Origin of the sequence: Maledivibacter halophilus, assembly GCF_900167445.1 — a bacterium.
GTDB lineage: Bacteria > Bacillota > Clostridia > Peptostreptococcales > Caminicellaceae > Maledivibacter > Maledivibacter halophilus.
On sequence record NZ_FUZT01000012.1, the window covers coordinates 38,440 to 63,783 of the forward strand.

General features: G+C 32.4%; 21 protein-coding genes and 2 riboswitches. Of the genes, 19 read left to right on the forward strand and 2 right to left on the reverse strand.

Annotated features, from left to right (window positions below; translation table 11 throughout):
• Positions 1-20: 20 nt before the first annotated feature.
• The 15 genes from B5X81_RS20400 (at position 21) to B5X81_RS20470 (ending at position 18,775) form a co-directional block, all read left to right on the forward strand.
• On the forward strand, positions 21-1,229 hold the full coding sequence (locus B5X81_RS20400; RefSeq protein ID WP_079494406.1) for a YgeY family selenium metabolism-linked hydrolase: 1,209 nt from the start codon (positions 21-23) through the stop codon (positions 1,227-1,229).
• Positions 1,230-1,278: 49 nt separating this feature from the next.
• The gene (locus B5X81_RS20405) at positions 1,279-2,262 is read left to right on the forward strand and encodes an ornithine carbamoyltransferase (protein ID WP_079494408.1); all 984 of its coding nucleotides are present in this window, start codon (positions 1,279-1,281) and stop codon (positions 2,260-2,262) included.
• A gap of 2 nt (positions 2,263-2,264) precedes the next feature.
• Positions 2,265-3,215 carry a carbamate kinase gene (gene arcC / locus B5X81_RS20410; protein ID WP_079494409.1) on the forward strand — a complete coding sequence of 317 codons (951 nt, stop codon included), beginning with the start codon at positions 2,265-2,267 and terminating at the stop codon, positions 3,213-3,215.
• A gap of 128 nt (positions 3,216-3,343) precedes the next feature.
• A complete protein-coding gene (gene ssnA / locus B5X81_RS20415; protein ID WP_079494557.1) occupies positions 3,344-4,672 on the forward strand; it encodes a putative aminohydrolase SsnA in 1,329 nt (442 codons plus the stop codon).
• Positions 4,673-4,715: 43 nt separating this feature from the next.
• Positions 4,716-5,804, forward strand: a complete 1,089-nt coding sequence (locus B5X81_RS20420) for a 4Fe-4S binding protein (protein ID WP_079494411.1) — start codon at positions 4,716-4,718, stop codon at positions 5,802-5,804.
• 58 nt (positions 5,805-5,862) lie between these two features.
• Complete coding sequence (gene xdh / locus B5X81_RS20425; protein WP_079494559.1) at positions 5,863-8,421, forward strand: selenium-dependent xanthine dehydrogenase; 2,559 nt, start codon at positions 5,863-5,865, stop codon at positions 8,419-8,421.
• 21 nt (positions 8,422-8,442) lie between these two features.
• Entirely contained in the window at positions 8,443-8,820 is a 378-nt protein-coding gene (locus tag B5X81_RS20430; protein WP_079494412.1) for a RidA family protein, read from the forward strand.
• A gap of 131 nt (positions 8,821-8,951) precedes the next feature.
• Positions 8,952-10,334, forward strand: coding sequence for a dihydropyrimidinase (hydA, locus tag B5X81_RS20435; RefSeq protein WP_079494414.1), 1,383 nt, complete (start codon positions 8,952-8,954; stop codon positions 10,332-10,334).
• A gap of 144 nt (positions 10,335-10,478) precedes the next feature.
• Positions 10,479-10,569, forward strand: a riboswitch (glycine riboswitch).
• A gap of 143 nt (positions 10,570-10,712) precedes the next feature.
• Entirely contained in the window at positions 10,713-10,982 is a 270-nt protein-coding gene (locus B5X81_RS20440) for an ACT domain-containing protein (protein ID WP_079494415.1), read from the forward strand.
• Positions 10,983-11,076: 94 nt separating this feature from the next.
• Positions 11,077-12,435 carry a PFL family protein gene (locus B5X81_RS20445; protein ID WP_079494561.1) on the forward strand — a complete coding sequence of 453 codons (1,359 nt, stop codon included), beginning with the start codon at positions 11,077-11,079 and terminating at the stop codon, positions 12,433-12,435.
• A gap of 449 nt (positions 12,436-12,884) precedes the next feature.
• Positions 12,885-12,997, forward strand: a riboswitch (molybdenum cofactor riboswitch).
• A 92-nt stretch (positions 12,998-13,089) separates the two neighbouring features.
• Positions 13,090-13,566 carry a 4Fe-4S dicluster domain-containing protein gene (locus tag B5X81_RS20450; protein WP_079494417.1) on the forward strand — a complete coding sequence of 159 codons (477 nt, stop codon included), beginning with the start codon at positions 13,090-13,092 and terminating at the stop codon, positions 13,564-13,566.
• A complete protein-coding gene (locus tag B5X81_RS20455) occupies positions 13,566-15,374 on the forward strand; it encodes an aldehyde ferredoxin oxidoreductase family protein (protein WP_139380414.1) in 1,809 nt (602 codons plus the stop codon). Before B5X81_RS20450 ends, B5X81_RS20455 begins: the two co-directional genes overlap by 1 nt.
• Positions 15,375-15,695: 321 nt before the next feature.
• The gene (gene nuoE / locus B5X81_RS20460; protein ID WP_139380415.1) at positions 15,696-16,184 is read left to right on the forward strand and encodes an NADH-quinone oxidoreductase subunit NuoE; all 489 of its coding nucleotides are present in this window, start codon (positions 15,696-15,698) and stop codon (positions 16,182-16,184) included.
• Positions 16,174-18,036 carry an NADH-ubiquinone oxidoreductase-F iron-sulfur binding region domain-containing protein gene (locus B5X81_RS20465; RefSeq protein WP_079494421.1) on the forward strand — a complete coding sequence of 621 codons (1,863 nt, stop codon included), beginning with the start codon at positions 16,174-16,176 and terminating at the stop codon, positions 18,034-18,036. Before nuoE ends, B5X81_RS20465 begins: the two co-directional genes overlap by 11 nt.
• Positions 18,026-18,775, forward strand: a complete 750-nt coding sequence (locus B5X81_RS20470) for a 2Fe-2S iron-sulfur cluster-binding protein (RefSeq protein ID WP_079494423.1) — start codon at positions 18,026-18,028, stop codon at positions 18,773-18,775. Before B5X81_RS20465 ends, B5X81_RS20470 begins: the two co-directional genes overlap by 11 nt.
• A 164-nt stretch (positions 18,776-18,939) precedes the next feature.
• Here B5X81_RS20470 and B5X81_RS20475 read toward each other — a convergent pair whose 3' ends face one another.
• Together B5X81_RS20475 and B5X81_RS20480 are read right to left on the reverse strand one after the other, a co-directional pair.
• Positions 18,940-19,689 carry a DUF3298 and DUF4163 domain-containing protein gene (locus B5X81_RS20475; RefSeq protein WP_170917523.1) on the reverse strand — a complete coding sequence of 250 codons (750 nt, stop codon included), beginning with the start codon at positions 19,687-19,689 and terminating at the stop codon, positions 18,940-18,942.
• 162 nt (positions 19,690-19,851) lie between these two features.
• Positions 19,852-20,862, reverse strand: a complete 1,011-nt coding sequence (locus tag B5X81_RS20480; RefSeq protein ID WP_079494424.1) for a D-alanine--D-alanine ligase family protein — start codon at positions 20,860-20,862, stop codon at positions 19,852-19,854.
• Positions 20,863-21,761: 899 nt separating this feature from the next.
• Between B5X81_RS20480 and B5X81_RS20490 the strand changes: the two genes are divergently transcribed.
• The 4 genes from B5X81_RS20490 to gloA all read left to right on the forward strand — a co-directional run bounded on the left by B5X81_RS20490 (position 21,762) and on the right by gloA (position 25,145).
• Positions 21,762-22,820, forward strand: coding sequence for a copper amine oxidase N-terminal domain-containing protein (locus B5X81_RS20490; RefSeq protein WP_079494427.1), 1,059 nt, complete (start codon positions 21,762-21,764; stop codon positions 22,818-22,820).
• 222 nt (positions 22,821-23,042) lie between these two features.
• The gene (locus B5X81_RS20495) at positions 23,043-23,594 is read left to right on the forward strand and encodes a nitroreductase family protein (RefSeq protein ID WP_079494429.1); all 552 of its coding nucleotides are present in this window, start codon (positions 23,043-23,045) and stop codon (positions 23,592-23,594) included.
• Between the two features lie 472 nt (positions 23,595-24,066).
• Positions 24,067-24,645: a GerMN domain-containing protein gene (locus tag B5X81_RS20500; protein ID WP_079494430.1), complete on the forward strand. Its 579-nt coding sequence runs from the start codon at positions 24,067-24,069 to the stop codon at positions 24,643-24,645.
• A gap of 116 nt (positions 24,646-24,761) precedes the next feature.
• Positions 24,762-25,145 (forward strand): lactoylglutathione lyase, encoded by a 384-nt coding sequence (gloA, locus tag B5X81_RS20505; protein WP_079494432.1) that lies wholly within the window; start codon positions 24,762-24,764, stop codon positions 25,143-25,145.
• Positions 25,146-25,344 lie beyond the last annotated feature (199 nt).

Here is a 25,344-nt window from a genome sequence, read left to right on the forward strand (position 1 = left end):
TTTTTGAAGGGGGAATAAAGATGAATATAGAATTCAAAAAAGTGGTTGAAAAGGCAGAAGAATACAAGGAAGATATCTCTAAATTTTTAAGAGATATGATAGCTATTCCAAGTGAGAGCTGCATGGAAAAGGAAGTAGTTTTAAGGATAAAGGAAGAAATGGAAAAAGTGGGCTTTGATAAGGTGGAAATTGATCCTATGGGTAATATATTAGGATATATTGGACATGGAAAACATGTAATTGCTATGGATGCCCATATTGATACAGTAGGTGTAGGAGATGAGAGCCTTTGGGAGTACAACCCATATGAAGGGTATGAAGATGATGAAATTATAGTGGGAAGAGGTGCTAGTGACCAAGAAGGCGGAATGGCTTCTATGGTATATGCCGGTAAAATTATTAAAGACCTTGAATTGGAAGATGATTATACATTGATTGTTACAGGAACAGTTCAGGAAGAGGATTGTGATGGCCTTTGCTGGCAATATATCATTAATGAAAGAAATATAAAACCTGAGTTCGTTGTAATCACTGAGCCTACCTCTTTAAATATCTATAGAGGTCAAAGGGGAAGAATGGAGATTAAAGTAACTACTAAAGGAGTAAGCTGTCATGGTTCGGCTCCGGAAAGAGGAGAGAATGCTATTTATAAAATAGCACCTATTCTTAATGAATTAAAAGCATTACATGAGAACTTACATACAGATGAATTTTTAGGAAAAGGTAGTTTAACTGTATCAGAAATATTTTTTACATCACCATCAAGGTGTGCAGTAGCAGATAGCTGTACTATTTCTATAGATAGAAGATTAACCTGGGGTGAAACTTGGGAAGGAGCATTACAAGAAATTAAAAATTTACCCTCGGTAAAAGAAGGAAAAGCTGAAGTATCTATGTACAATTATGATAGACCTGCATATACAGGATTAGTTTATCCAACTGCATGTTACTTCCCAGCATGGGTAGTTGAAGAGGAACACTTTGCTTGTAAAACATTAGTAGATGCTTATGAAGGGCTATTTAAAAGTAAACCTTTCGTAGATAAATGGACATTTTCTACCAATGGGGTTTCCATTATGGGAAGATATAATATTCCATGTATTGGATTTGGACCAGGCCATGAAGATCAGGCCCATGCACCAAATGAAAGAACATGGAAAGAAGAGCTGGTGAAATGTGCTGCAATGTATGCAGTTATTCCTAAAATTTATGTAAATAAATATGCATAGTAATTCCAATATATAATATCTATAAAAAATAAAAAAGGGGAGAATGGCAATGCAAACTACATTTAGAGGAAAACACTTTATAACTTTACAAGAATGGACAAAGGAAGAGATAGATACATTACTGGATGTGTCCTTTGACCTTAAAAGAAAATTTGCTATGGGAATGGAGACAAATTATCTGAAAAATAAGACTGCTTTTTTAATGTTCTTTGAACAGTCCACTAGAACGAGAAACTCAATGGAAGCCGGAATTGCACAACTGGGGGGACATGGAAATTTCCTTGATACAAGTACAATGCAGGTATCCCATGGTGAGGTTGGTAAAGATACTGCTGTTATACTTTCAAGATTTGGTCATGGTATAGCATGCAGAAACTGCTTCTGGGAAATAGGTAATAAATATTTAAGAGAAATGGCTAAATGGTCTACAGTACCTGTGATGAATTTACAATGTGACCTATACCATCCAATGCAAGGAATTGCTGATTTAATGACTATCAAAGAAAAAGTTAAGGACACAAATAGATTAAAGGTTTCAATTATATGGGCTTATGCAACTAGTCATAAAAAGCCAATTTCAGTACCGGTTACACAAGCTTTACTATTCCCTAGATATGGTATGGAAGTAACACTTGCTTATCCAGAGGGATATGATTTGCCGGATTGGGTGATAAAGCAGGCTAAAGAAAATGCTGAAAAACATGGGGGCTCATTCAAAATTACACATAATATGGAAGAAGCCTATAAGGATGCACATGTTGTTATTCCTAAGAACTGGGGCAGTTGGGTAAATAATCAGGATGATGCAGTGATAGATGATTTGTTGGAATCTTATAAAGATTGGAAATGCACAGAAAAAATGATGTCTTTAGCTGATAAAGATGTAATGTACATGCATGCATTGCCTGCAGATAGAGGAAATGAAGTGGAAGATTCAGTAATTGATGGTCCACACTCTATTATTTATGATGAAGCAGAAAATAGACTTCATACTGCTAAGGCTGTTATGACATTGACAATGGGTGGTAAGTAAAGATGAGTAAATTAGCAGTAATAGCTATAGGTGGAAACTCATTAATTAAGGATAAAGATCATCAAACAGTAGAGGAGCAGTATAATGCTATTTGTGGTACGGCTAAACATATAGCTGATATTATAGAAAAAGGATATGAAGTAGTAGTAACCCATGGAAATGGTCCACAAGTAGGGTTTATTTTAAGACGATCAGAAATTGCTTCAGAGACAGAAGGTATTCATTCTGTTCCACTAGTAAGCTGTGGTGCCGATACCCAGGGAGCTATAGGATATCAGATACAGCAGGCACTAAATAATGAATTTGCAAAAAGAGATATCCATAAAAAGGCTGTTACAGTAGTTACTCAGGTAGAAGTTGACAAGGAAGACAAAGCTTTTTCAAATCCAAGTAAGCCAATTGGGTCCTTTTATACTAAAGAACAGGCTGATGAATTAAAGCAAGAACATCTCGACTGGAATCTAGTAGAAGATGCAGGTAGAGGTTTTAGAAGAGTAGTGCCTTCACCAATACCAAAAGAAATAATAGAAAAGGATGTAATTGATAAATTAACAGATTCAGGATACACAGTAGTAGCAGTTGGCGGCGGTGGAATACCCGTAATTAAGGATGATAATAATCAGTTGAGGGGTATTGATGCAGTAATCGATAAAGACTATGCTTCTAGTCTATTGGCAAGTCAGCTTAAAGCAGATTTACTAATAATATCTACAGGTGTTAAAAAGGTTTGTATTAATTTTGGCAAGCCAGATGAAGAAGCATTGGATAAACTAAGTGTAGAAGAAATAAAAAATTTAAGAGAAGAAGGACATTTTGCACCTGGCAGCATGCTTCCCAAAATTAATGCAACACTAAACTTTCTAGAAAATGGTGGAAAGAAAGCGATTATTACTTCACCAGAGAACTTAAAGGAAGCTGTGGCAGGAAAGGATGGTACTCATATTTATAGATAAAAAAATTAATTTCTTAGATGTAGATTTAAATCTACATCTAAGAAATCATAGTATAGAAAATTTTTTCACATTACATGTTTTTTTAAAAAGCAGAATCAATGTTTAAAAACAAAAAAGGATTGATAAAAATGCTACTTTTAGGAAATGGTAGAGTAATTACCCAAGATAAGGATATACCTTATATAGAAAAGGGCTGCATTGCAATTCAAGATAATCTCATAAAAGAAGTTGGGAAAATTGAAGAAATTAAAAAAAAATATCCTCAAGGTGAGTTTTTAGATGTAAAAGGAAAAATAATTATGCCAGGTATGGTGAATACCCACCATCATATTTATAGTGCCTTTGCAAGAGGAATGAACTTAACAGGAAAAGCACCTCAAAACTTTATAGACATATTAGAGGGGCTGTGGTGGAAAATAGATAAGAAGCTTAGTTTAGAAGATGTAAAATATAGTGCTTACACTACTTATATAGATTGCATAAAAAATGGAACAACTACTGTCTTTGATCATCATGCAAGTCCAGGAGCAGTCAGAGAAAGCTTATTTACTATAGGAGATGCTGCAAAGGAGCTTGGAATACGCAGTTGTCTTTGCTATGAAGTATCTGATAGAGATGGTCAGAATATAATGCAGGATGGTATTAAGGAAAATATAGAATTTATGAAATATGCTAATAGCTCTAAAGACAATTTATTAAAGGGAATGTTTGGTCTCCATGCATCCTTTACTTTATCTGACAAAACCCTTAATCAATGCGTAGAGGCTATAGATACTTTAGATGGAGGATTTCATATTCATACAGCAGAAGGAATAGAGGATGTTTATGACTGCTTAGACAAATATGATAAAGGTGTAGTACAAAGACTTATGGATTTTAGCATCTTAGGAGAAAAGACTATAGCAGTCCATTGTATACATGTCAACAACTTAGAAATAGATATATTAAAAGAAACAAAAACCAATGTAATACATAACCCAGAATCAAATATGGGGAATGCAGTAGGATGCGCTCCAGTTATTGAAATGATGAATAGGGGAGTATTACTAGGACTTGGAACAGACGGATATACAAGTGATGTATTTGAATCAATGAAGGTAGGAAATATTATTCATAAGCATCATCTTGGCAATCCAAATGTGGGATTTACAGAAATTCCTAAAATGCTATTCCAAAATAATAGTAAAATAGCAGCTAAATATTTTAAACATCCTGTAGGAGTATTAAAGGCAGGTGCATATGCAGATATTATTGTAGCTGATTATGATCCATTAACACCTATGAATAAAGATAATTATAATAGTCATATATTGTTTGGATTGTCAGGAAAAAGCGTTGAAACTACTATTGTTAACGGAAAAATAGTAATGAAGGATAGAAAATTACAAGGGGTAGATGAAGAAAAGATTTATGAGAAATCAAGACAATTGGCTTCAAAGCTTTGGATGAGAATTTAGACAAAAGATATATAGTGAAACAAATTCAAAGGGAGGGATAATCATGGCAAATTTGAGAGTAAATATATGTGGAATGGAATTTTCTAATCCAATCATGACAGCAGCAGGACCGGGAGCTAAGGACGGAGAAATGTGTGTAGCAGCAGCAGAGGGAGGAGTAGGAGGAATTGTTACAAAAACTATATCATTAAACCCAGCAGATGTACCTCGTCCATGTATGGCTAAAACAAATAGTGGATTTTTAAACACTGAGCTTTGGTCAGAGCTTTCAAAGGAACAGTGGATAGAAAAAGAATATATAAAGGCTAAAAAAACTAATTGTCCTCTTATTATTAGCATGGGGTATACAGAGGAGCAAATTAAAGAACTAGCACCCCTTATAAAACCCTATGCAGATGCTGTAGAATTATCTACCCATTATGTGGGAACCGATGCCACTCCTATTGTAGAAGCACTAAAGGCTGCTAAAGATATATTAGATGTTCCAGTCTTTATGAAAATGAGTCCCCATACAGATATTCAAACTATAGCAAAAGCCGTTGAAAATGCAGGTGCCGATGGACTTGTAATGATTAATTCCTTTGGTCCATGTATGGCTATAGATGTAAATACTGGATATCCTATTATGGGAAGTAAAACAGGCTATGGTTGGCTTTCAGGGGCTCCTATTCGTCCCCTTGCAATTAGATGTATTTATGATGCTGCACAGGTTGTAGATATTCCAATTATTGGAGTAGGCGGGATAACTTGTGGCAAGGATGCAGCTGAAATGATGATGGCAGGTGCTTGCGGAGTACAAGTATGTACTGAAGCTATATTAAAGGGCCCAAGCATTTACGGTAAAATTGCAGAGGAATTAGATCAATTTTTAGATAAAAAAGGTTATAGGGATATTAATGAAATTGTAGGACTAGCAATTAACAAAACTAAAGAAAGAGTATTTAGGACAAACTCTTTGCCTCCAAAGATAGATTTTGAAAAATGTATTAAATGTGGTAAGTGCAAAGTAAGTTGTGTTTATGATGCTATTACTATAGAAGATAGATTAAAAATAGATGAGAATAAATGTTTTGGATGTGGATTATGTGTAACAAAATGTCCTAAGAATGCTTTAAGTATATCATACAAGTAGCTTATTGCTAGATATTTTAAGAGGAAAAAATTCTTTTATAAAGAAAGAAGGAAATAAAGTGTATGAATTTATAGTAAATGGGACAAATGTAAATTGTAATGAAGATAAGCGGCTTATAGATTATTTAAGAGAGGATTTAAGGTTAACATCAGTAAAGGATGGATGTTCCGAAGGAACTTGTGGTGCGTGTACCATATTGGTGAACGGAAAAAAAATGAGAGCATGTATATTAAAGACTTCAAAAGTTACTGGTAAAGAAATTATAACTGTAGAAGGTCTTTCAGAAAGAGAAAAGGATGTATATTCTTATGCTTTTACAAAGGTAGGAGCTGTCCAATGCGGTTTTTGTATACCAGGAATGGTTATAAGTGCTAAAGCACTTTTAGATAAAAATTTAGCCCCTACAGAAGAAGATATTAAAAATGCAATAAAAGGAAATGTGTGTAGATGTACGGGATATGTTAAGATTATTGAAGCTATAAAAATGGCAGCTCGTATTTTAAAAGAAAAATCCATAGTTCCTAAAGTAAGCTGCAAAGGATTAGTCGGAGATAAAATGCAAAGGGTAGATGCTAGAAATAAAGTATTAGGTGAAGGCAAATATGTTGATGACATGTGTATAGAAGGAATGCTTTATGGTAGCGCTTTAAGACCAAAATATCCAAGGGCTTTGGTGAAAAAAATAGATATATCAAAGGCTGAAAAACATCCTGGAGTTGTCTGTGTATTGACAGCAAAGGATATTCCAGGTCAAAGATATATAGGGCATTTAAAGCAGGATTGGCCAGCATTGATTGCAGAAGGAGAAGAAACAAGGTATGTGGGCGATGCTATTGCACTTGTTGGAGCTACAAGTAAGCAGGTTTTAGAAGAAGGATTAAAACTAATAGAAGTTGAGTATGAAGAGTTAAAACCACTAACATCACCTAAAATGGCAATGGAGGAAGGTGCTCCCCAAATACACAAAGGTGGAAATATTCTGCAAAAAGATGTACTTAAAAGGGGAAATGTTGATGAGACTATTGAAAAGTCAAAATATGTAGTAACCAATAAATATTATACCCCCTTTACAGAACATGCATTTCTTGAACCAGAATGTGCAATTGGGATGCCCGATGGCGACGGAATACTTTTATATACGGCAGATCAAGGAATTTATGATGATCAAAGAGAAGTTGCAAACCTTTTAGGGGTACCTAAGGAAAAGGTGCGTGTTATAAGCAAATTAGTAGGTGGGGGTTTTGGTGGAAAGGAAGATATGAGTGTACAGCATCATGCAGGATTGCTTGCATGGCATACAAAGAAGCCTGTAAAAGTAAAGCTTTCCAGAAAAGAAAGTATTATGATTCATCCCAAAAGACATGCTATGGAAATGGAGTTCACTACTGCCTGCGATGAAAATGGATATCTGACAGCAATGAAGGCCAGAATTATAGCCGATACAGGGGCCTATGCTTCACTTGGAGGACCGGTACTTCAAAGAGCATGTACCCATGCTGCAGGACCCTATAACTACCAGAATGTAGATATAGAAGGAATTGCTGTATATACTAATAATCCACCGGCAGGAGCATTTAGAGGCTTTGGAGTTACTCAATCTAATTTTGCCACAGAATCTAATTTAAATGAATTAGCTAGAATGGTTGGAATATCAGATTGGGAAATCAGATATAAAAATGCAATACGGCCAGGACAAATTCTTCCAAATGGACAAATTGCAGATGAAGGAACAGCCCTAGAAGAAACCTTACTAGCAGTAAAGGAAGAGTATGAAAGTTATCCCTATGCTGGAATTGCATGTGCCTTTAAAAATAGTGGATTAGGTGTAGGTGTTTCTGATATAGGAAGGTGCAGATTAACTATAGAAGATGGGAAGGTTCATATAAGAACCAGTGCTGCTTGCATGGGACAGGGAGTAGCAACTGTTACAACTCAAATTGTTTGTGAAACAACAAAATTATCTCCAGATATAGTAATAGCAGATGACCCTGATACGAAAGTCACACCTAATTCTGGAATGTCTACTGCTTCAAGACAAACATTATTTACAGGTGAAGCTACAAGAAGAGTCTCATCAAAATTAAAAGAAGCTTTAGATTCTGGGAAATCATTAGAAGACCTTGAAGGACAAGATTTTTATGCAGAGTATGAGGGAATAACAGATCCATTGGGATCAAAGAAGAAAAATCCAGTAAGTCATATTGCCTATGGATATGCTACTCATTGTGTATTTATAGATGAAAATGGAAAGCTTCAAAAGGCAATAGGTGCTCATGATATTGGCAGAGTCATTAATCCTATAAGTTTAGAAGGTCAGATTGAAGGTGGTATTGTTATGGGCCTTGGATATGCATTAACAGAGGATTATCCACTAAATGAAGGAGTTCCAACAGCTAAGTTTGGAACATTAGGCCTTTTCAGAGCTACAGATATTCCAGAAATTAAGCCCATTATTATAGAAAAAAATCCAAATGTATTAGCTTACGGAGCTAAGGGTGTAGGTGAGATTTCTTCTATTCCTACAGCAGCTGCAGTACAGGGAGCTTATCATAAACTAGATGGTATTCATAGAACAAAGCTGCCCTTAGAAAAAACTCCGTATAGTAGAAAAAAATAAATTTGTAAAGGAGATTTTAGTATGGAAAAATCAATAATAGCAACAGAAAAAGCACCGGGAGCTATAGGACCTTATTCACAGGCAGTAAAGATAGGAAATCTTATTTATACTTCTGGGCAATTACCAATTGATCCTGAAACTGGAGAGCTTATTGAGGATGTCAAAAAAGCTACAGCACAAGCATTAGAAAATGTTAAAGCTATATTAGAAAAAGCTGGAACAAGTATGGAAAAAGTAATAAAAACCTTAGTGTTTGTTAAAGATTTAAAAGATTTTGAAGCTATAAATGAAGTGTATGCAACATATTTTTCAAAGAATTATCCTGCAAGGTCTTGTGTAGAAGTAGCTAGATTGCCTAAAGATGCTAGAGTGGAAATTGAAGTTATAGCGTCATTATAATAGTAGTACATTTTTTTTAATATCTAAGTATTTTGTATTGTCCCTCCCAGTTTTTTTGGGGAGGGATTGTTGTTAAAAAATATGGAAAAAAAGGAATATGGTTTTTCTATATAAAAATGAGGTGAAATAGAATGTCAACCTTGATTAAAAATGGTATAATTGCAACAGCAAGTGATGTTTTCAAAGGAGACTTATATATTGAAAGTGGGATTATAAAGGAAATAGGGCTAAAACTAGAAAAAAGCAGATGTCATGTAATTGATGCAGAAGGGAAATATATTATTCCCGGGGGAGTAGATGTACATACCCATTTAAACTTAGATGTAGGAATAGGCGTTTCAAACGATGATTTTTATACAGGAACAGTTGCTGCAGCCTGTGGAGGAACAACAACAATTGTAGACCATATGGGTTTTGGACCAAAGGGATGTAATTTGCATCATCAGGTGAAAGTATATCATGAATATGCTAAAAACAATGCAGTTATAGATTATGGGTTTCATGGCGTAATTCAGCATATAAATGATGATATTCTTAAAGAAATGAAAGATATAATAGAGATAGAAGGAATACCTAGCTTTAAAATTTATTTAACTTATGATTTTAAATTAAGTGATGAAGAAGCAATAAAAACCCTATTGAGACTCAAGAAGCTTGGAGGGCTTACAACAGTTCATGCAGAAAATCATTATATGATAAAATATTTGAAGAAAAAGTTTATTGATAATAGAAAAATACAGCCTATTTATCATGCCTTGAGTAGGCCCGAGGAGAGCGAAGCTGAAGCTATCAGTAGAATAATTCATTTAGCATACGTTTCTGATAATGCACCCTTATATATTGTTCATTTATCAACTAAACTTGGACTTGATTATATAAAAAGGGCTCAAGAGACAGGTTGCAATGTATATGCTGAAACTTGCCCGCAATATTTATTGTTGGATGAAGAGAAATATAACTTGCCAAATAATGAGGGATTGAAGTATATTATGAGCCCTCCAATTAGGAAAAAGCATAATCAAAAGGCTTTGTGGAAAGGGATTAGAGACGGAAATATTCAAGTTATTGCAACTGATCACTGTCCCTTTTCGTTTTATAGGGAAAAGCAGATGGGAAGAGAAGATTTTACAAAATGTCCCAATGGTATACCTGGAGTTGAAACGAGGATACCTCTTATATTTTCAGAAGGAGTAATGAAAAATAGAATAGATATTAATAAATTTGTAGAGGTTACGAGCACGGCTCCTTCAAAAATTTTTGGATTATATCCAAAAAAAGGTACGATAGCAGTAGGGTCGGATGCTGATATTGTATTAATTGACACTAAAAAAGAAGTCGTATTAACTAAAAAGATTTTACATGAAAATGTAGATTATACTTGTTATGAGGGAATGAAATTAGTTGGCTATCCCATTCTTACGATGGTAAGAGGAAAGATAGTTGTAAAGAATCATGATTTTGTCGGAGAAAAAGGGTATGGCGAATTTATATGCAGAAGGAAAAATATTTCATGAAGAAACAAATATCAAAAAAATGTTGATTTTTGTAATGTTTTTATGGTAAAATCAGTTCTATAAAATTTAATACTAAGATAATAGCTTTGAAGCTATTATTTTTACTGGATGAAGATAGTGGAAGTGTTGATTGCGACCGTTATTGGACAGGCCTCTGGAGAGACTCGTCTGAGCACCGAAGGGGAAAGCCATAAAATATGGTGAAACTCTCAGGTAAAAGGACAGGGGATTTGGAAATATTAAAAACCTTGTAAAGGGCTTATTTAAGTCTTTATAAGTTTATTTTTGAATTTTCTATGTTTTATGGAGGCTATATCATTATGATTTAGTCTCTTTTGTTTTTTTGAAAAATCATTTAGATAAAAGGAGGAAATATTGGTGAAGGCAGTTATTACAGTTATAGGAAATGATAAAACAGGAATTATAGCTGAAATGTCATCGGTTTTAGCAAAAAATGGTGTTAATATTCTAGATTTAAATCAAACTATTTTACAGGGCTATTTTACAATGATAATGGTTGTTGAACTGGAAAAAATGGATATAGGTTTTATGGAATTAAAAGATAAGCTCCAGATTTCGGGAAAGAAAATAGGTATGTCAGTAAAAATACAGCATGAAGATATATTCAATTCAATGCATAAAATTTAATAAGCATAAAGAATTGCAAATAAAAAACATGGAAATATTCATTATTTTCTTTCAAATTTATTTTAATTTATATTTAATAGGAGATGAAAAGACAATGAGTTATTTTAATAATATATTAGAAACTATAAATATGATTGAAAGAGAAAAGCTTGATATTCGAACTATTACAATGGGAATATCATTATTGGATTGCTGTGATTCAGATGGAAAGAAAGCTAGAAGGAAAATTTATGATAAGATAATAAAATACGCTGAAAAATTAGTAGAAGTTGGAGAAAGTATTGAAACAAAATATGGAATACCCATAATAAATAAAAGAATATCTGTAACCCCAATTTCTATAATTGCTGGTGCTAGTAATGATGATAATTATGTGGAGTTTGCCAAAACCCTTGATGAAGCTGCAAAACATGTAGGAGTTAATTTTATTGGAGGCTTTTCAGCCCTTGTACAAAAAGGTTATTCAAAGGGAGATAAAATTCTTATTGAGTCAATACCTAAGGCCCTTGAAAAAACCGATAGAGTATGTTCTTCAGTAAATATAGGAGATACTAGGTCGGGAATAAATATGGATGCGGTACGGGATATGGGAAGGATAATTAAAAAAACTGCCTATTTAACAAAAGAAAATGAAAGTATAGGCTGTGCAAAACTTGTGGTTTTTGCCAATGCAGTAGAGGACAATCCTTTTATGGCAGGAGCATTTCATGGAGTTGGAGAAGGAGAATGTGTTATAAATGTAGGGGTGAGCGGTCCAGGTGTTGTTAAGGCCGCCCTTGAAAAGGTAAAGGGTAAGAGTTTTGATGTTGTTTCCGATACTATAAAAAAAACAGCATTCAAAATTACAAGGGCTGGACAATTGGTTGCTATTGAAGCTTCAAAAATGTTAAATGTTCCCTTTGGAATTTTAGATTTATCACTGGCACCAACACCTGCCGTTGGAGATAGTGTGGCAAGAATTTTGGAAGAGATAGGTATTGAAAGCTGTGGAGGTCATGGTACTACTGCAGCATTGGCATTATTAAATGATGCTGTTAAAAAAGGTGGGATAATGGCATCATCCCATGTAGGGGGATTAAGTGGAGCCTTTATTCCAATAAGTGAAGATGAAGGAATGATAAATGCTGTAAAGGCTGGTTCTTTAAATATAGAAAAGTTAGAGGCAATGACATGTGTTTGTTCTGTAGGACTTGATATGATAGCAATACCTGGAGATACTCCAGAAAATACTATATCGGCTATTATAGCCGATGAAGCTGCAATTGGAGTTATAAATAAGAAGACTACAGCTGTAAGAATAATTCCTGTTTATGGTAAGGGATTAGGAGAAGAAGCTATATTTGGAGGCCTTTTAGGAAGAGCTCCTATTATGCCTGTTAGTAAATTTTCAAGTGATAATTTTATAATTAGGGGTGGTAGAATACCTGCACCAGTTCATAGTTTCAAGAATTAATACTTACTATAGACAAACAATATTAAACCTCAAAATTGTTTATCTTTAGAATAGAATAAATATTTAAATTACTATGTTTAATATTAGTTACTGAGTATTCCAGCTTATCCTACGCCAGAACAAGTAGTTAATGCCATAGCTGCTCTAAGAAAGTATGGTAAGATAATAGAAAGATTTAAAAAATAATTAAATAATTATGAAGTTTTCTAAACTAAAACAAATGCTGCAACTCAAGCATTTGTTTTAGTTATTTCAAATTAATTTCCTTATATTGATAATATATTAAGAATTTGTTACAATATATATATATTATAAATTAAACAAATACTTTTCTATTAATAATATTATATTGTATCAAGCCAATATAGGTTATAGTTATCAATTCTATTTTTCTTATTATTTAGTTCTATTTTTCTAATAAATCCAATAATAATTATAAAAGCAATATTATAAATACTTTACTCCGATTCTGAAAAACCAAATCATGGCTTTTTGGAACGATAGGGTATAAGAAGTAATTTTTATGCCTGCCGATGTGCAAAGGAGTTCATCTATTAGAGATGTATCAAGATATCTCTTTAGATGAACTTTTTATATTCAAAAAATTAAAAGGGGGTGAGTCTGGCATCATAAAAATGGTGGCCAGAGTAAATTGTGAGTAAAATACTGATTATTTCACCTGAAAAGTGTACAGGTTGCAGGACCTGTGAATTGGCATGTTCATTTAATAAGACTAATGAATTCAATCCCAAACATGCAGCTGTTTCAGTAATAAACTATGATGAAGCAGCAATATCAGTGCCAATGATGTGTATGCAGTGTGAAGACCCATCTTGTATGAAGGTATGTCCTGTTTCTGCAATAAGAGCCAATGAACTGGGAGCAGTAGTTATTGACAGTGACAAGTGTATAGGTTGTAAAATGTGTATCAGCGCCTGCCCAATAGGAAATATAACCTACAATTCAAAGGAGAAAAAACTAATAAAATGTGATCTCTGTGATGGTAATCCAATGTGTGCAGAGTTTTGTCCATCGGGGGCTATTGAGTTTAAAGAAGGAAATGCCATTTTTCTTAATAAGAAGAAAAAAATTGCTGAAAAATTTAAGGAATTATTTGGGGAGGTGGAATAATGTTTGGTTGGGCTGGTAAATTATTAAGAGTCAATTTAACTGATGGAACCATAAAAAAAGAAAATTTGAACATGAAGGATGCCAATTTATATTTAGGAGCACGAGGGCTGGGAAGCAAAATTTTGATGGACGAAGTAGACCCTAAAATTGATGCCTTTAACCCGGGAAACAAATTGATTTTTATGGCAGGACCTTTAACAGGAACTTTAGCTGCCTGTCCTGGAAGATATGAAGTAGTTGCAAAGGCTCCTTTAACGGGAACAATAGGAGCTTCAAATTCAGGAGGTCATTTTGGACCAGAATTAAAATTTGCCGGATATGATGGAATAATATTTGAAGGAAAATCTGAAAAGCCAGTTTATTTATACATAAATGATGAAAAGGTAGAACTTAAAAGTGCAAGCCATCTTTGGGGAAAAACAGTACCTGCAACAACCGATGAACTTCTTAAAGAAACTATGGAAGATGTAAGGGTTGCATGCATTGGACCTGCAGGAGAAAAGAAAGTATTATTTGCAACTGTAATGAATGATAAGAATAGAGCAGCAGGGAGATCTGGACTTGGAGCTGTTATGGGATCTAAAAATTTGAAGGCGGTTGTTGTGAGAGGAACAAATTCAGTTAAAGTGGCAAAGAAAGAAGAATTTATAGAAGCTTGTAGAGATGCAAGAAAAAAAATAAAAGAGCATCCAGTAACAGGTGAAGGACTTGCAGCCTATGGTACTGAAGTACTTGTAAATATTTTAAATGAAATACAGTCTCTCCCTACAAGAAACTGGAGAGATGGGGGATATTTTGAAGATGCAGATGATACAAGCGGAGAAACCTTAACTGAAAAGTATTTGGTGAGGAATAAAGGATGTTTTGGTTGTTCAATAGGCTGTGGAAGGATAACAAAAATTGAGGAGGGGCCCTTTAAAGGCTTTGGAGAAGGACCAGAATATGAGGCAGGGTGGTCCTATGGTGCTAACTGTGGAGTTAACGATTTAGCGGCAATAAGTAAAGCTAATTTTATATGTAATGAGTTAGGTCTTGATCCTATTACTATGGGAGCAACCATAGCATGCGGAATGGAAATGTATGAACGGGGAATTTTATCAAAGGAAGAGCTGGGTAGGGAATTAGTATTTGGAGATGCCCAGGCCATAGTAGATTTTACAAAAATGACTGCAATGAGAGAAGATTTCGGTGATATAATGGCTGAAGGCTCCTATAGAATGGCAGAAAAGTATGGTTATCCTGAGCTTTCTATGTCAGTAAAGAAACAGGAAATGCCTGCTTATGATGCAAGGGGAGTTCAAGGAATGGGGCTAGAATATGCAACTTCTAATCGTGGAGGATGTCATGTTAGAGGATATCTTACTTCTCCTGAGGTATTAGGAATACCAGAAAAACTTGATCCCCTTGTTACTACAGACAAGGCAGCCTGGTTAAAGACCTTCCAAGATCTTACTGGTGTTATTGATTCGGCAGGTATATGCTTATTTACTAGTTTTGCAATTGGGTTACCAGAAATTTCATCAATGCTCAGAAGTGCTTTGGGATTAGACTATTCAGATGAGGAAATATTGAAAATCGGTGAGAGAATATGGAATTTAGAAAAAATCTTTAATATGAAAGCTGGTTTCACTGCAAAGGACGATAAGTTACCAACTAGATTGTTAAATGAACCATTGACTTCAGGGCCAGCAAAGGGAAAGGTTGTTGAGCTTGATACAATGCTTAAAGAATACTACCAAATCAGAGGATGGGATGAAGGAGGAGTGCCTACTGAAGAAAAATTAGAGGAGCTTTCCATAAGATTGTAGCTTTAATTATATTAATCAAAGATATATATGTAACTATAGATTTATGCTTATAAAAACTTTAGAAACTAAGGAAACCACTGAAGTTTTCTTTTAGGTTTCTTTATAAATATCTTTTATTCTTTTAATGATAATAAAGTCTATTTGCTGCTAGCAAATACTATAAAATTATTTTATTGACTAGAATAAAAAGGAGTTTATAAGAGAAGTGTAAAAGGATTCTCAGTGGTTTGCTGAATAAGTCAAACTTTACATGCTGTAGGAATTTAATTTTCCATAGACTGCATAGACTCTAAGCGACTATAAATACAAGGAGTACAGATTATGAAAATAAATAAATTGGATTCGACTAAAATGTTCAATATTATAAAAAAGTATCCAAATAAACAGCAGTATACCCTTGCTATACTTCAAGATATTCAAAAAAAATATAATTATATTCCAAGAAGTGCTTTAGAGATGATTTCAGATTATTTAGATATTAATCTAAGTGAGTTATATAGTATAGCCACCTTCTATAAAGCTTTAAGTTTAAAGCCAAAGGGTAAATACATAATAAAGGTTTGTGATGGAACTGCTTGTCATATAAGGGGTTCCCAAATAATAATAGATGAGATAAAAAAAATACTTAAAATAAATCCAGGTGAAACTACCGAAGACGGTATATTTTCCTTGGAGACGGTGGCATGTCTTGGATCATGTGCCTTAGCTCCTGTAATGGTTATTAATGATAAATATTGTGGTAAGGTTGTTCCTAATAGGATTAGGGAAATTTTAAAGGAATATGGGAGCGTGGAAAAGTATGAAGGATAGATGGAATAATAGGGAAGATAATTCTAATGAAAATAATACTATAAATAAGAGAAAAGTCTTAGTATGTTGTGGAACGGGATGTCTTGCTAATAATAGTCTTAAAATTTATAATGAGCTCAAGAAAAAAATTCAATTAATAGGTGAAGATATAGAGGTTGACACCCTTGTAAAATCTACGGGATGTAATGGTTTGTGTGAAAAGGGTCCTGTAGTAAAGATTATTCCGGATAATATTTCATATTTTCAGGTTAAAGTTCAAGACGTTGATGAAATAATAGATAAAACAATATTAAAAGGGGAGGCTATTGAATGTCTTCTTTATTATGATGTTAATAAAAAACAAAGAATAAGATATCATGGTGATACAAATTTTTATAAAAAGCAGTATAAAATAGCCCTCAGAAATATTGGAGAAGTGGATCCGATAAATATAGATGATTATATAAAACGAGATGGATATAAAGCCTTAAAGAAAGCACTATTTGAAATGAAAAAGGAAGATGTTATTGATGAAGTTAATGAGTCCGGTTTACGTGGGCGAGGGGGTGCAGGATTTCCTACAGGTCTCAAGTGGAGAAAGTGTAGAAGCATAGACAATTTTCCGAAATTTGTAATATGCAATGGAGATGAGGGAGATCCGGGAGCCTTTATGGATAGAAGTATTTTAGAGGGGGATCCAAATAGTATTATTGAAGGCATGATTATTTGTGGATATGCTATTAATGCCAAATCAGGTTATATGTATATACGGGATGAATATGGTCTTGCAATAAAAAATATGTCGAAGGCATTATTTAAAGCAAGAGAAAAGGGTTTTTTAGGAAAAAACATATTAGGGAGTAAATTTGATTTTGATATTGATATTGTTAGGGGGGGAGGGGCTTTTGTCTGTGGTGAGTCTAGTGCTCTTATGGCCTCTATTGAGGGAAGGGTTGGAGAGCCTAGAGCAAAATATATTCGTTCCATTGAAAAAGGCTTATGGAATCAACCTACTGTCCTCAATAATGTTGAAACCTTTGCAAATATACCACCTATAATAAACAATGGTTCAGATTGGTTTAGAAGGATTGGAAGCAAAGATAGTACAGGGACAAAGGTATTTTCCCTTGTAGGGAAAGTCAAAAACACGGGATTAGTGGAAGTTCCTATGGGTACAACCTTAAGGGAACTTATATTCGATATTGGAGGAGGAATTATTGGGGATAGGAAATTTAAAGCGGTACAGACTGGAGGACCTTCCGGTGGCTGCATACCCGATAGATATCTTGATGTTGGAATAGATTTTGGATCCCTCAGCAGTATAGGATCCATGATGGGTTCTGGCGGTATGATAGTTATGGATGATCGTACTTGTATGGTAGATGTGGCTAAATATTATTTAAGTTTTTTAGCAGAAGAATCATGTGGAAAATGTGTGACCTGCAGAGAGGGAATAAGAATGATGCAGCATATTTTAGAAGATATTACAAATGGTAAAGGGAAAGAAGAGGATATAGATTCGTTACTTGAGCTTTGTGAAGCCGTAAAGGAATGTTCTCTATGCGGATTAGGCAAAACTGCACCAAATCCTGTTATAACAACTATAAAATATTTTAGAGATGAATATATGGAGCATATAATTAATAAAAGATGTCCTGCAGGTGTTTGTAAGGAATTGACAAGCTTTTATATTGATAAAGAGCTTTGCAAGGGATGTGGGTTATGCAAGAAGAATTGTCCTGTTGATTCTATAAAAGGGACAATAAAAAGCCCTCATGAAATCGACATATCTAAATGTATTAAATGTGGAAGCTGTATTAATAGCTGTAAATTTAATGCTGTAAAGATTGGAGGGCAAATAAATGCAAATTAAAATAGACGGAGATTATTATGAAGCAAAAATGGGAGAATTTATACTTGATGTGACAAGAAGAAATAGTATTAAAATTCCAACATTATGTCATAATCCAGCTTTACCAGGGTTAGCCAGCTGCAGACTTTGCATAGTGGAGGTAATAGATGAGAGAGGCAGTAAAATCGTAACTTCATGTATATATCCTATTAAAAAGAAAATTGAAGTAAAGACAAATTCAGAAAAGATTATTAAAATGAGAAAAACTATTATTAAACTTCTTGCAGCCAGATCACCAGGAAATCAAGCTATTAGGGAACTTGTTGAGGAATATAAAGTAAACACTGACGTATTTGCTGGTATATTTCAGAAGGATGAATGTATACTTTGTGGACTTTGTGTAAAGGCATGTGATGAAATTGGAACAGGTGCAATAGTAACTGTAAATAGAGGTATTATAAAAAAAGTTTCGACTCCCTATGATGAGGCTTCAGAGGATTGTATAGGATGTGGAGCATGTTCTGAAATTTGTCCTACCGATGCTATTCCAATAGAAGAAAGAAATGGTATAAGAACTATATGGAATAAAGACTTTCAACTACTTAAATGCTTAAAATGTGGCAAATATTTTTCCACTAAAGAAGAATTTGAATATATAAATAAGAAGCTTGGAAATGAAGATTGTGAGCTTATATGTAAAGACTGTAAAAGAAAAATTTTGGCCAAGGAATTCAAGGAAATATTTAAGGGGATAAGATAAAATGAAATTTAAAATCTAATGCTTATAACTTAGAAGGAGAGTATTATCGGTGAAAAAATAGTTCTCAAAAAATCATGACCATAATAATCAAAAGTTATAAATATGATTATCGTGGTCATATTTATTATAAATGAAACTATTAATTTAATCAATTAAGTCATTTTCTAAAATCTACTATTGAGAAATTTTGGCTTGATATAATTTCTCAATGAAGAAAATGGTATTTTAATTTCTGGGATTTGTGATGCAATAGGTGCTATTTCATGGAAGCCAAAAAACACAACAAGATTTCCATTTTTTATATAGAAGGGATGATACTCAGAAATCCCTTTGAAGCTTTCAGCTGCACCTGGGAAATACTTTTCCCTATTAAACAATAGTTCATTCTTTACTTCATTATTTATTAAATTCTGATAATCCACATCTTCTTTGAATAAGTCCTTTAAAGAAATAGGTTCCCCTGTTAAAATATTAAAATTATAGGATACTTTGATGTATGAATTGATTCTATTAATATATTCATGATAAATTATTAAAATACTTATGATATTATGATTATTATAAGTAATCTCATATATGGATGAAATAATAAAAGGGGTGAAATCTTCTCCATTTCTTTCGGCCTCTTTTGCATATTCTTTGGCCGCTTTTTCCATCTGTCTTTTAAATTCCATAATATCACTTTTAATAGAATTATTAATAAAACCTTGGGATTGTTGGCTTTCAAGGCCTTCTAGCTGAGGATATTTAAGATCCTCTCTAATATATTTATCTTTATATTTTATTTCATAGGTTTTTATTATAATGGGATTTACTCTATTTAGAATTGAGCGCTGTTTTGGACTGTCTATAATATATTGTTTTGGCATATAGGGAAAATATAGGGGGTAAATATATCTATATGTATATCTCATTTTTCCACTCCTAATTATCCTTTTTATAACAATATATGTATTAAGTAAATAAAGGTTACTGACCTTGACCATTAGGTAAAAATGATGTAAATAAACATTAAAGCATCGATAGAACTAGCATAACTAGTTAAAATAAGGATAGAGAAAATCTCCATCCTTACCTCATTTTAATATTGGCATATTATATCTTCTCAAAGCTTCGTTTAAAATTCTTTTAATAAGATCTTTGTATTCTCTGTCCATTGCTTTCCAAATTAAGGTTAAATCACTGAAACCATCAATTAACCCGGGCAAAGGATTAATTTCTATAAAATATGGTTTATTATCCAAATTAGATAATCTAAGATCAATTCTCGCAACATCCTTACATTCAAGAAGATTAAATATTTTTTTTGCAAATTTTTTAATCTCCTTTTCTTCTTTATCCGATAGATTAGCAGGACAAGTGTAAGAGGTAAAGTCCTTTGAATTCTTCTTTACATTATAACTGTAAAAGCTTGTTCCCCTTGCATTGTCAAAATTAATTTCCATTATAGGGAGAGCTTCTAAATCATCGCCGTTTCCAAGGAGTCCAACGGTAAATTCTCTACCATCTACATATTCTTCAACTAGTGCTGGTATATTATAGTTGACAATTATTCTATTAACTAATGAATATAACTCTTCATCATTTTTAGCAACTGAATTATCGATTATTCCTTTACTTGACCCCTCTGCATTTGGCTTTACGATCAAAGGATATTTCAATTTTTTACTTAAATTTTCCTTCCCTGTAAAGAAAACCTGAAATTTTGGTGTTTTAATATTATCATATGCAACTATTTTTTTGGTTAAAGACTTATCTAAAGCTACTCCTAAAGTAGTTTCATCGGAACCTGTAAAGGGTATAGAGAGCATGTTTAAAAGTGCAGGAACTTGTGATTCTCTACCTCGACCCTTTAAACCTTCAGCAAAATTAAATACAATATCAATATTTTTGTCATAAATTAAATTTACTATTTTACTTGTGGCTTCTAATAAAATAACATCACATCCAGCTTCCTCAAGAGAAGCCTTTATATGGTTTACTGTGGTAAAATCGTCCAATTCTGCTTCATCATCTTCATTTAGAATATTGTGATTCCTTTTTAAATTATAGGTTAGAGCAACTAAAAGCTTTTTGTCTTCTTCCATTTATATTTATCACTCCATTTAGATAAATTTTAAATATTGATGCTGTTTTACTATGATTACTTAAGGCAATTCTACCACTTACTTATGGGGTTAGCAACAAAAACTTTTACTATTTTACTAATCTTTTTTTTGTGATAAAACGCAGTTAATTCAATGGTTATAATTTATATCAAAAAGTTAAGATATAGTAAAGTATTGAATATAGCGAGATATTTATTAATACATGTAGATATAATAAAATTTATATTTATGATTTAAAAAACATGCTTAACCATATAGTTACTGATTAAGCATGTTTTCTATGTAAATATTAAGTTATTGTTTCACAAAAACCACATTAATAGCTTTAATTAATGCTTCAACTGAATCTCCTTGTTTAAATCCTGCATCTTCTAAACTCTCATGTGTCATCACGGACGTGACTATAGGTGAAGCAGCTCAGCCATCAACAGTCATTTTTATTTGTGCCATAATTTCATCATTTTTAATTTCTGAAATTTTTCCTACTAATTTGTTTCTTACTCCAGCTTCCATAAAATACACCTCCAATTTGTGATTTGTTTTGTTCCTAAGTAGTTTAATGATTATATAAACTTTTTATGCATAAAATTTTAGTATTTTTGAAATGTTTATAAAAAATAGTATTTTTTAACTATATAAATTTATTTAACATAATGCTAAAATTTAATTAAATATTAAGAATTATGGTGAAAGCAAGATATATAGCTATAAACAAAGTATTTTTTGCTTTATGGTTTTGTTTCTAATTTCACAAATATTGATATGTATGGTAGAATTTAATCGTGAATATAATATAGGGATATAGAATTAGAGCAATATTCTATATAATTATATTAAAATAATATTTAAACATTTATAATATTTAGGGAGGAATTAAATTGAAATTGAAAAGGAAAAAAATAGCTAGGAATATTGTTATTACCTTGTTATTAATTTTATTGATGGGAAGTAGTGTTGCATTTGGTGTAGGTTATAGTAAACAAATAACTGCTTATTTCAATAATATTAAAGTTAAACTTAATGGAAATCTTTTAAACTTCTCAAAGGAACCTTTTATATATGAAGGTACTGTATATATTCCTTTAAGAGATGTTTCTGAAAATCTAGGTCTTGAGGTTGTATGGGATGGCAATACAAATACTGTGTATTTAGCTAACAATATATATGGTTATGGTTCTACTCCAAGGTACGGCTACAATAATCCGTATGTTTTAAATAAAGATAAAGAAAAAGAAGAAGAAGAAGAAGATATTATTAAAGAGCTTGAAGATATGCTTAATGATGATTATGAAGAATATACAGAAGGTAAAAAGGATTTAGAATTCGAATATTCTCTAGATGAAAAGTCGAGATATATTAAGGTTGAAATGGAAGGTAAGAATTTTGAAAAGGATTCATCCCATTGGGAGGATAGAGATGAAGATGAATTTGAAGATTTTATTGAAGATATAATTGAAGAAATTTGTGATGAAATTGATGATATGGATGTTAAAGTTGATGTAGAGGATGAAGATGGTAAAAGTGTTGGGAAATATGAATACGATGAAAGTAAGGATAAATTCGAAGTGACATTCCAATATGGATCAGATGGAGATATTGATGATTTAGAAGAAGAGCTTAATGATGACTATGATGAATATACAAAAGGCGATGATGGGGATTTAGAGTTTAAATATTCTTTAAAAGAAAAGAGCGATTATATTGATGTTGAAATGAAAGGCAAAAATTTTAAGCGAGATTCATCTGAATGGGAAAACAGAGATGAAGATAAATTTAAGGATTTTATTGAAGATATAGCTGAAAAAATTTGTGATGAAATTGACGATATGGATGTTAAATTTTTTATAGACGATAAGGATGGCAAAAATACTGGAATATATGAATATGATGAAGGTAAAGATAAACTCCAAGATAAATTTGAATATGAACAAGATTAAGAATACGGTTGTTAATCAATGGAATACTATTTATGGTTAGATACCATTTTATGTTAAGTACATATAAAGAGAATTCACTAATGTGAATTCTCTTTTGTATTACTCTATAAATTTCATAGTACAAATACTTAATTGAAATCCACAAAAAAGTGTTTTAGGATTTTTTTCAAAATCATAAAATATTTTTTTATGCAAATAATAAGATGAAAGGAGAGTGAATATATGCAATTTTATGATGTGATTGAGAATAGAATAAGTGTAAAAAAATTTGAAAACACACCTGTTGATAAAGATAGCCTTGCAAGGGCAATAAATGCAGCAATGAGATCACCTTCATGGAAAAATAATACATCCTATAGGTTCATTTTAGTAGACGATCCAAGGGAAAAGGATTTAATAGCTGAGGCTGTATTAAATGATACTAATGAGTCATCAAAGGCGGTTAAACAGGCTCCAATGGTTGCCATAGTTGTGGCAGATCCATCAAAATCAGGAGTTGTAGCAGATAAAGAATATTATTTAGTAGATAGTGCCATAGCTATGGAGCATTTTATGCTTGCAGCAACAAATGAAGGATATGGAACCTGCTGGATAGGTGCATTTGATGAGAACAAAATACGTAGAACTCTATCTATACCAAATAATAACAGGGTAGTTGCAATAACTCCAATAGGGAAAGCCTCTGAAATTCCCAAGCATCATGATAAAAAAGATGTGAGCGAATATGTGTTTCTAAATAAATGGGGAGATTCATATACTAAAAATTATTCCTAAATAGGTTTTAATTAGCATTTTAATGTAAACCGTATGTGAAAGAATATAAATTTATGCACATACGGTTTTATTAATATTTGAGAAACTTGTATAATTAATATTATTAATTTTAAAATTCTTTACATGTATTATGCAATTTCCTCATTTATATAAAGGATCAATAAAAAAGTAAAGTAATACATTTATAGGTTTAGAATTGTAATTGTAAATATTTAATACTATATTGTGAAAAAATGTCAATAATATATATTAGTACTATTTAGTACTTAAACAAAGTAAAGTTTATAAAGTAATATTAAGCTTGCTAGGGAGAAAGTTAGAATTAATAGTATAAAAACACAAAAATAATTGAATAAATTTTATAATATATGGTATAGGTTTAAATTTTTTAAAACAGTATGAAGTAGTTAGTTTTTTAATAAGGCAATTAAGCAATTTGCTGAATTAATAAAAAATAGAAAGGAAGAAAGATATGAAAAAAACTATAATTGTATTGCTTATTATTTCCATATTTAGCTTAGGCTTTTATGGATGTACTCAGCAAGAACCGCCCCAAACTGATGATGAAAACCTTGGTACAGAAAATCAAGAGACACCTGATGAAGATCAGCAGGAACCTCCACAGGAGGTAACTAAAGAGGTAACTTTATACTTTGGAGGTCCAAATGCAGAGTATGTGGTGCCTGAAAAAAGAACTATTAATGTACCAGAGGATATTGAAAAAGAGGATTATATAAAACGAGTGCTAGAAGAATTAATAAAGGGTCCTGAGACAGAAAATTTAAATTTTGTAATTCCTTCAGAAACAAAGGTGCTTTCTGTTAATATTGAAAACAATATTGCGTATGTTGATTTTTCAGAGGAAATGCATACTAAACATTGGGGTGGTGCAGCGGGAGAATCTATGACAATAAATTCTATAGCAAATACTCTCACAGAATTTGATTATATTGACAAGGTAAAGATTACAGTAGATGGTGAACCTTTAGCGATAGAACATATGATACTAGAGGAGCCTGTAGGACGTAATGAAGATATGATAGCAAAATAATTAAGGAATTAGAAAGTCAAGCTTCTAAAATTCAGTAACAAAATATAAAAACAAAAAAATTTATAAAATAATACTAATATTTGATATAATAAGACGTAAACAGGAGGTGTTATTTTATGAATTATAAAATGCTTCATACTTGTATTAGAGTAATGGACTTAGAAAAGTCTTTAAAATTTTATAAGGAAGCACTTGGGCTGATAGAGCAAAAAAGAAAAGACTTTCCTGAGCATAAATTTACTTTAGTTTATTTAAGTGATGAATCAGGAAATTACGAGTTAGAATTAACATATAATTACAATCCCGATAAGCCCTATGAAATAGGAAATGGATTTAGCCACATAGCTGTGGCAGTAGATGACTTAGAGGGTTCTAGAGAAAGGCATAAGGAAATGGGTTATGAAGTTACTAAATTAATGGGACTTCCAGGTAGTCCTCCTAGATATTATTTTGTAACTGATCCAGATGGTTATGAAGTTGAAGTTATAAGAGGAAATTAATATACTTAGAGTTTATTTCATTATAGTAAAAAACTATATAATACATAAAAAAGAATGGCTATAAAATATTGAAAAGCTCATTATTTTAAAATCATTCTTTTTTATTTAGGAAATTTTATTAAAGCAATTTCAAAGTCAATTATTTAGTTTACTTTATTAATAATTATAGAAAATAAGGAGGAAAAAAGTCAAATGATGT

Coding starts and splice junctions, on each gene's coding strand:
- B5X81_RS20455 (WP_139380414.1), top strand. CDS start 13,566: ATGTTTGGTTGGGCTGGTAAATTATTAAGAGTCAATTTAACTGATGGA.
- hydA (WP_079494414.1), top strand. CDS start 8,952: ATGTCAACCTTGATTAAAAATGGTATAATTGCAACAGCAAGTGATGTT.
- B5X81_RS20405 (WP_079494408.1), top strand. CDS start 1,279: ATGCAAACTACATTTAGAGGAAAACACTTTATAACTTTACAAGAATGG.
- ssnA (WP_079494557.1), top strand. CDS start 3,344: ATGCTACTTTTAGGAAATGGTAGAGTAATTACCCAAGATAAGGATATA.
- B5X81_RS20500 (WP_079494430.1), top strand. CDS start 24,067: ATGAAAAAAACTATAATTGTATTGCTTATTATTTCCATATTTAGCTTA.
- B5X81_RS20470 (WP_079494423.1), top strand. CDS start 18,026: ATGCAAATTAAAATAGACGGAGATTATTATGAAGCAAAAATGGGAGAA.
- B5X81_RS20420 (WP_079494411.1), top strand. CDS start 4,716: ATGGCAAATTTGAGAGTAAATATATGTGGAATGGAATTTTCTAATCCA.
- B5X81_RS20495 (WP_079494429.1), top strand. CDS start 23,043: ATGCAATTTTATGATGTGATTGAGAATAGAATAAGTGTAAAAAAATTT.
- B5X81_RS20465 (WP_079494421.1), top strand. CDS start 16,174: ATGAAGGATAGATGGAATAATAGGGAAGATAATTCTAATGAAAATAAT.
- B5X81_RS20445 (WP_079494561.1), top strand. CDS start 11,077: ATGAGTTATTTTAATAATATATTAGAAACTATAAATATGATTGAAAGA.
- gloA (WP_079494432.1), top strand. CDS start 24,762: ATGAATTATAAAATGCTTCATACTTGTATTAGAGTAATGGACTTAGAA.
- B5X81_RS20475 (WP_170917523.1), bottom strand. CDS start 19,689: ATGAGATATACATATAGATATATTTACCCCCTATATTTTCCCTATATG.
- B5X81_RS20430 (WP_079494412.1), top strand. CDS start 8,443: ATGGAAAAATCAATAATAGCAACAGAAAAAGCACCGGGAGCTATAGGA.
- nuoE (WP_139380415.1), top strand. CDS start 15,696: ATGAAAATAAATAAATTGGATTCGACTAAAATGTTCAATATTATAAAA.
- B5X81_RS20400 (WP_079494406.1), top strand. CDS start 21: ATGAATATAGAATTCAAAAAAGTGGTTGAAAAGGCAGAAGAATACAAG.
- B5X81_RS20480 (WP_079494424.1), bottom strand. CDS start 20,862: ATGGAAGAAGACAAAAAGCTTTTAGTTGCTCTAACCTATAATTTAAAA.
- arcC (WP_079494409.1), top strand. CDS start 2,265: ATGAGTAAATTAGCAGTAATAGCTATAGGTGGAAACTCATTAATTAAG.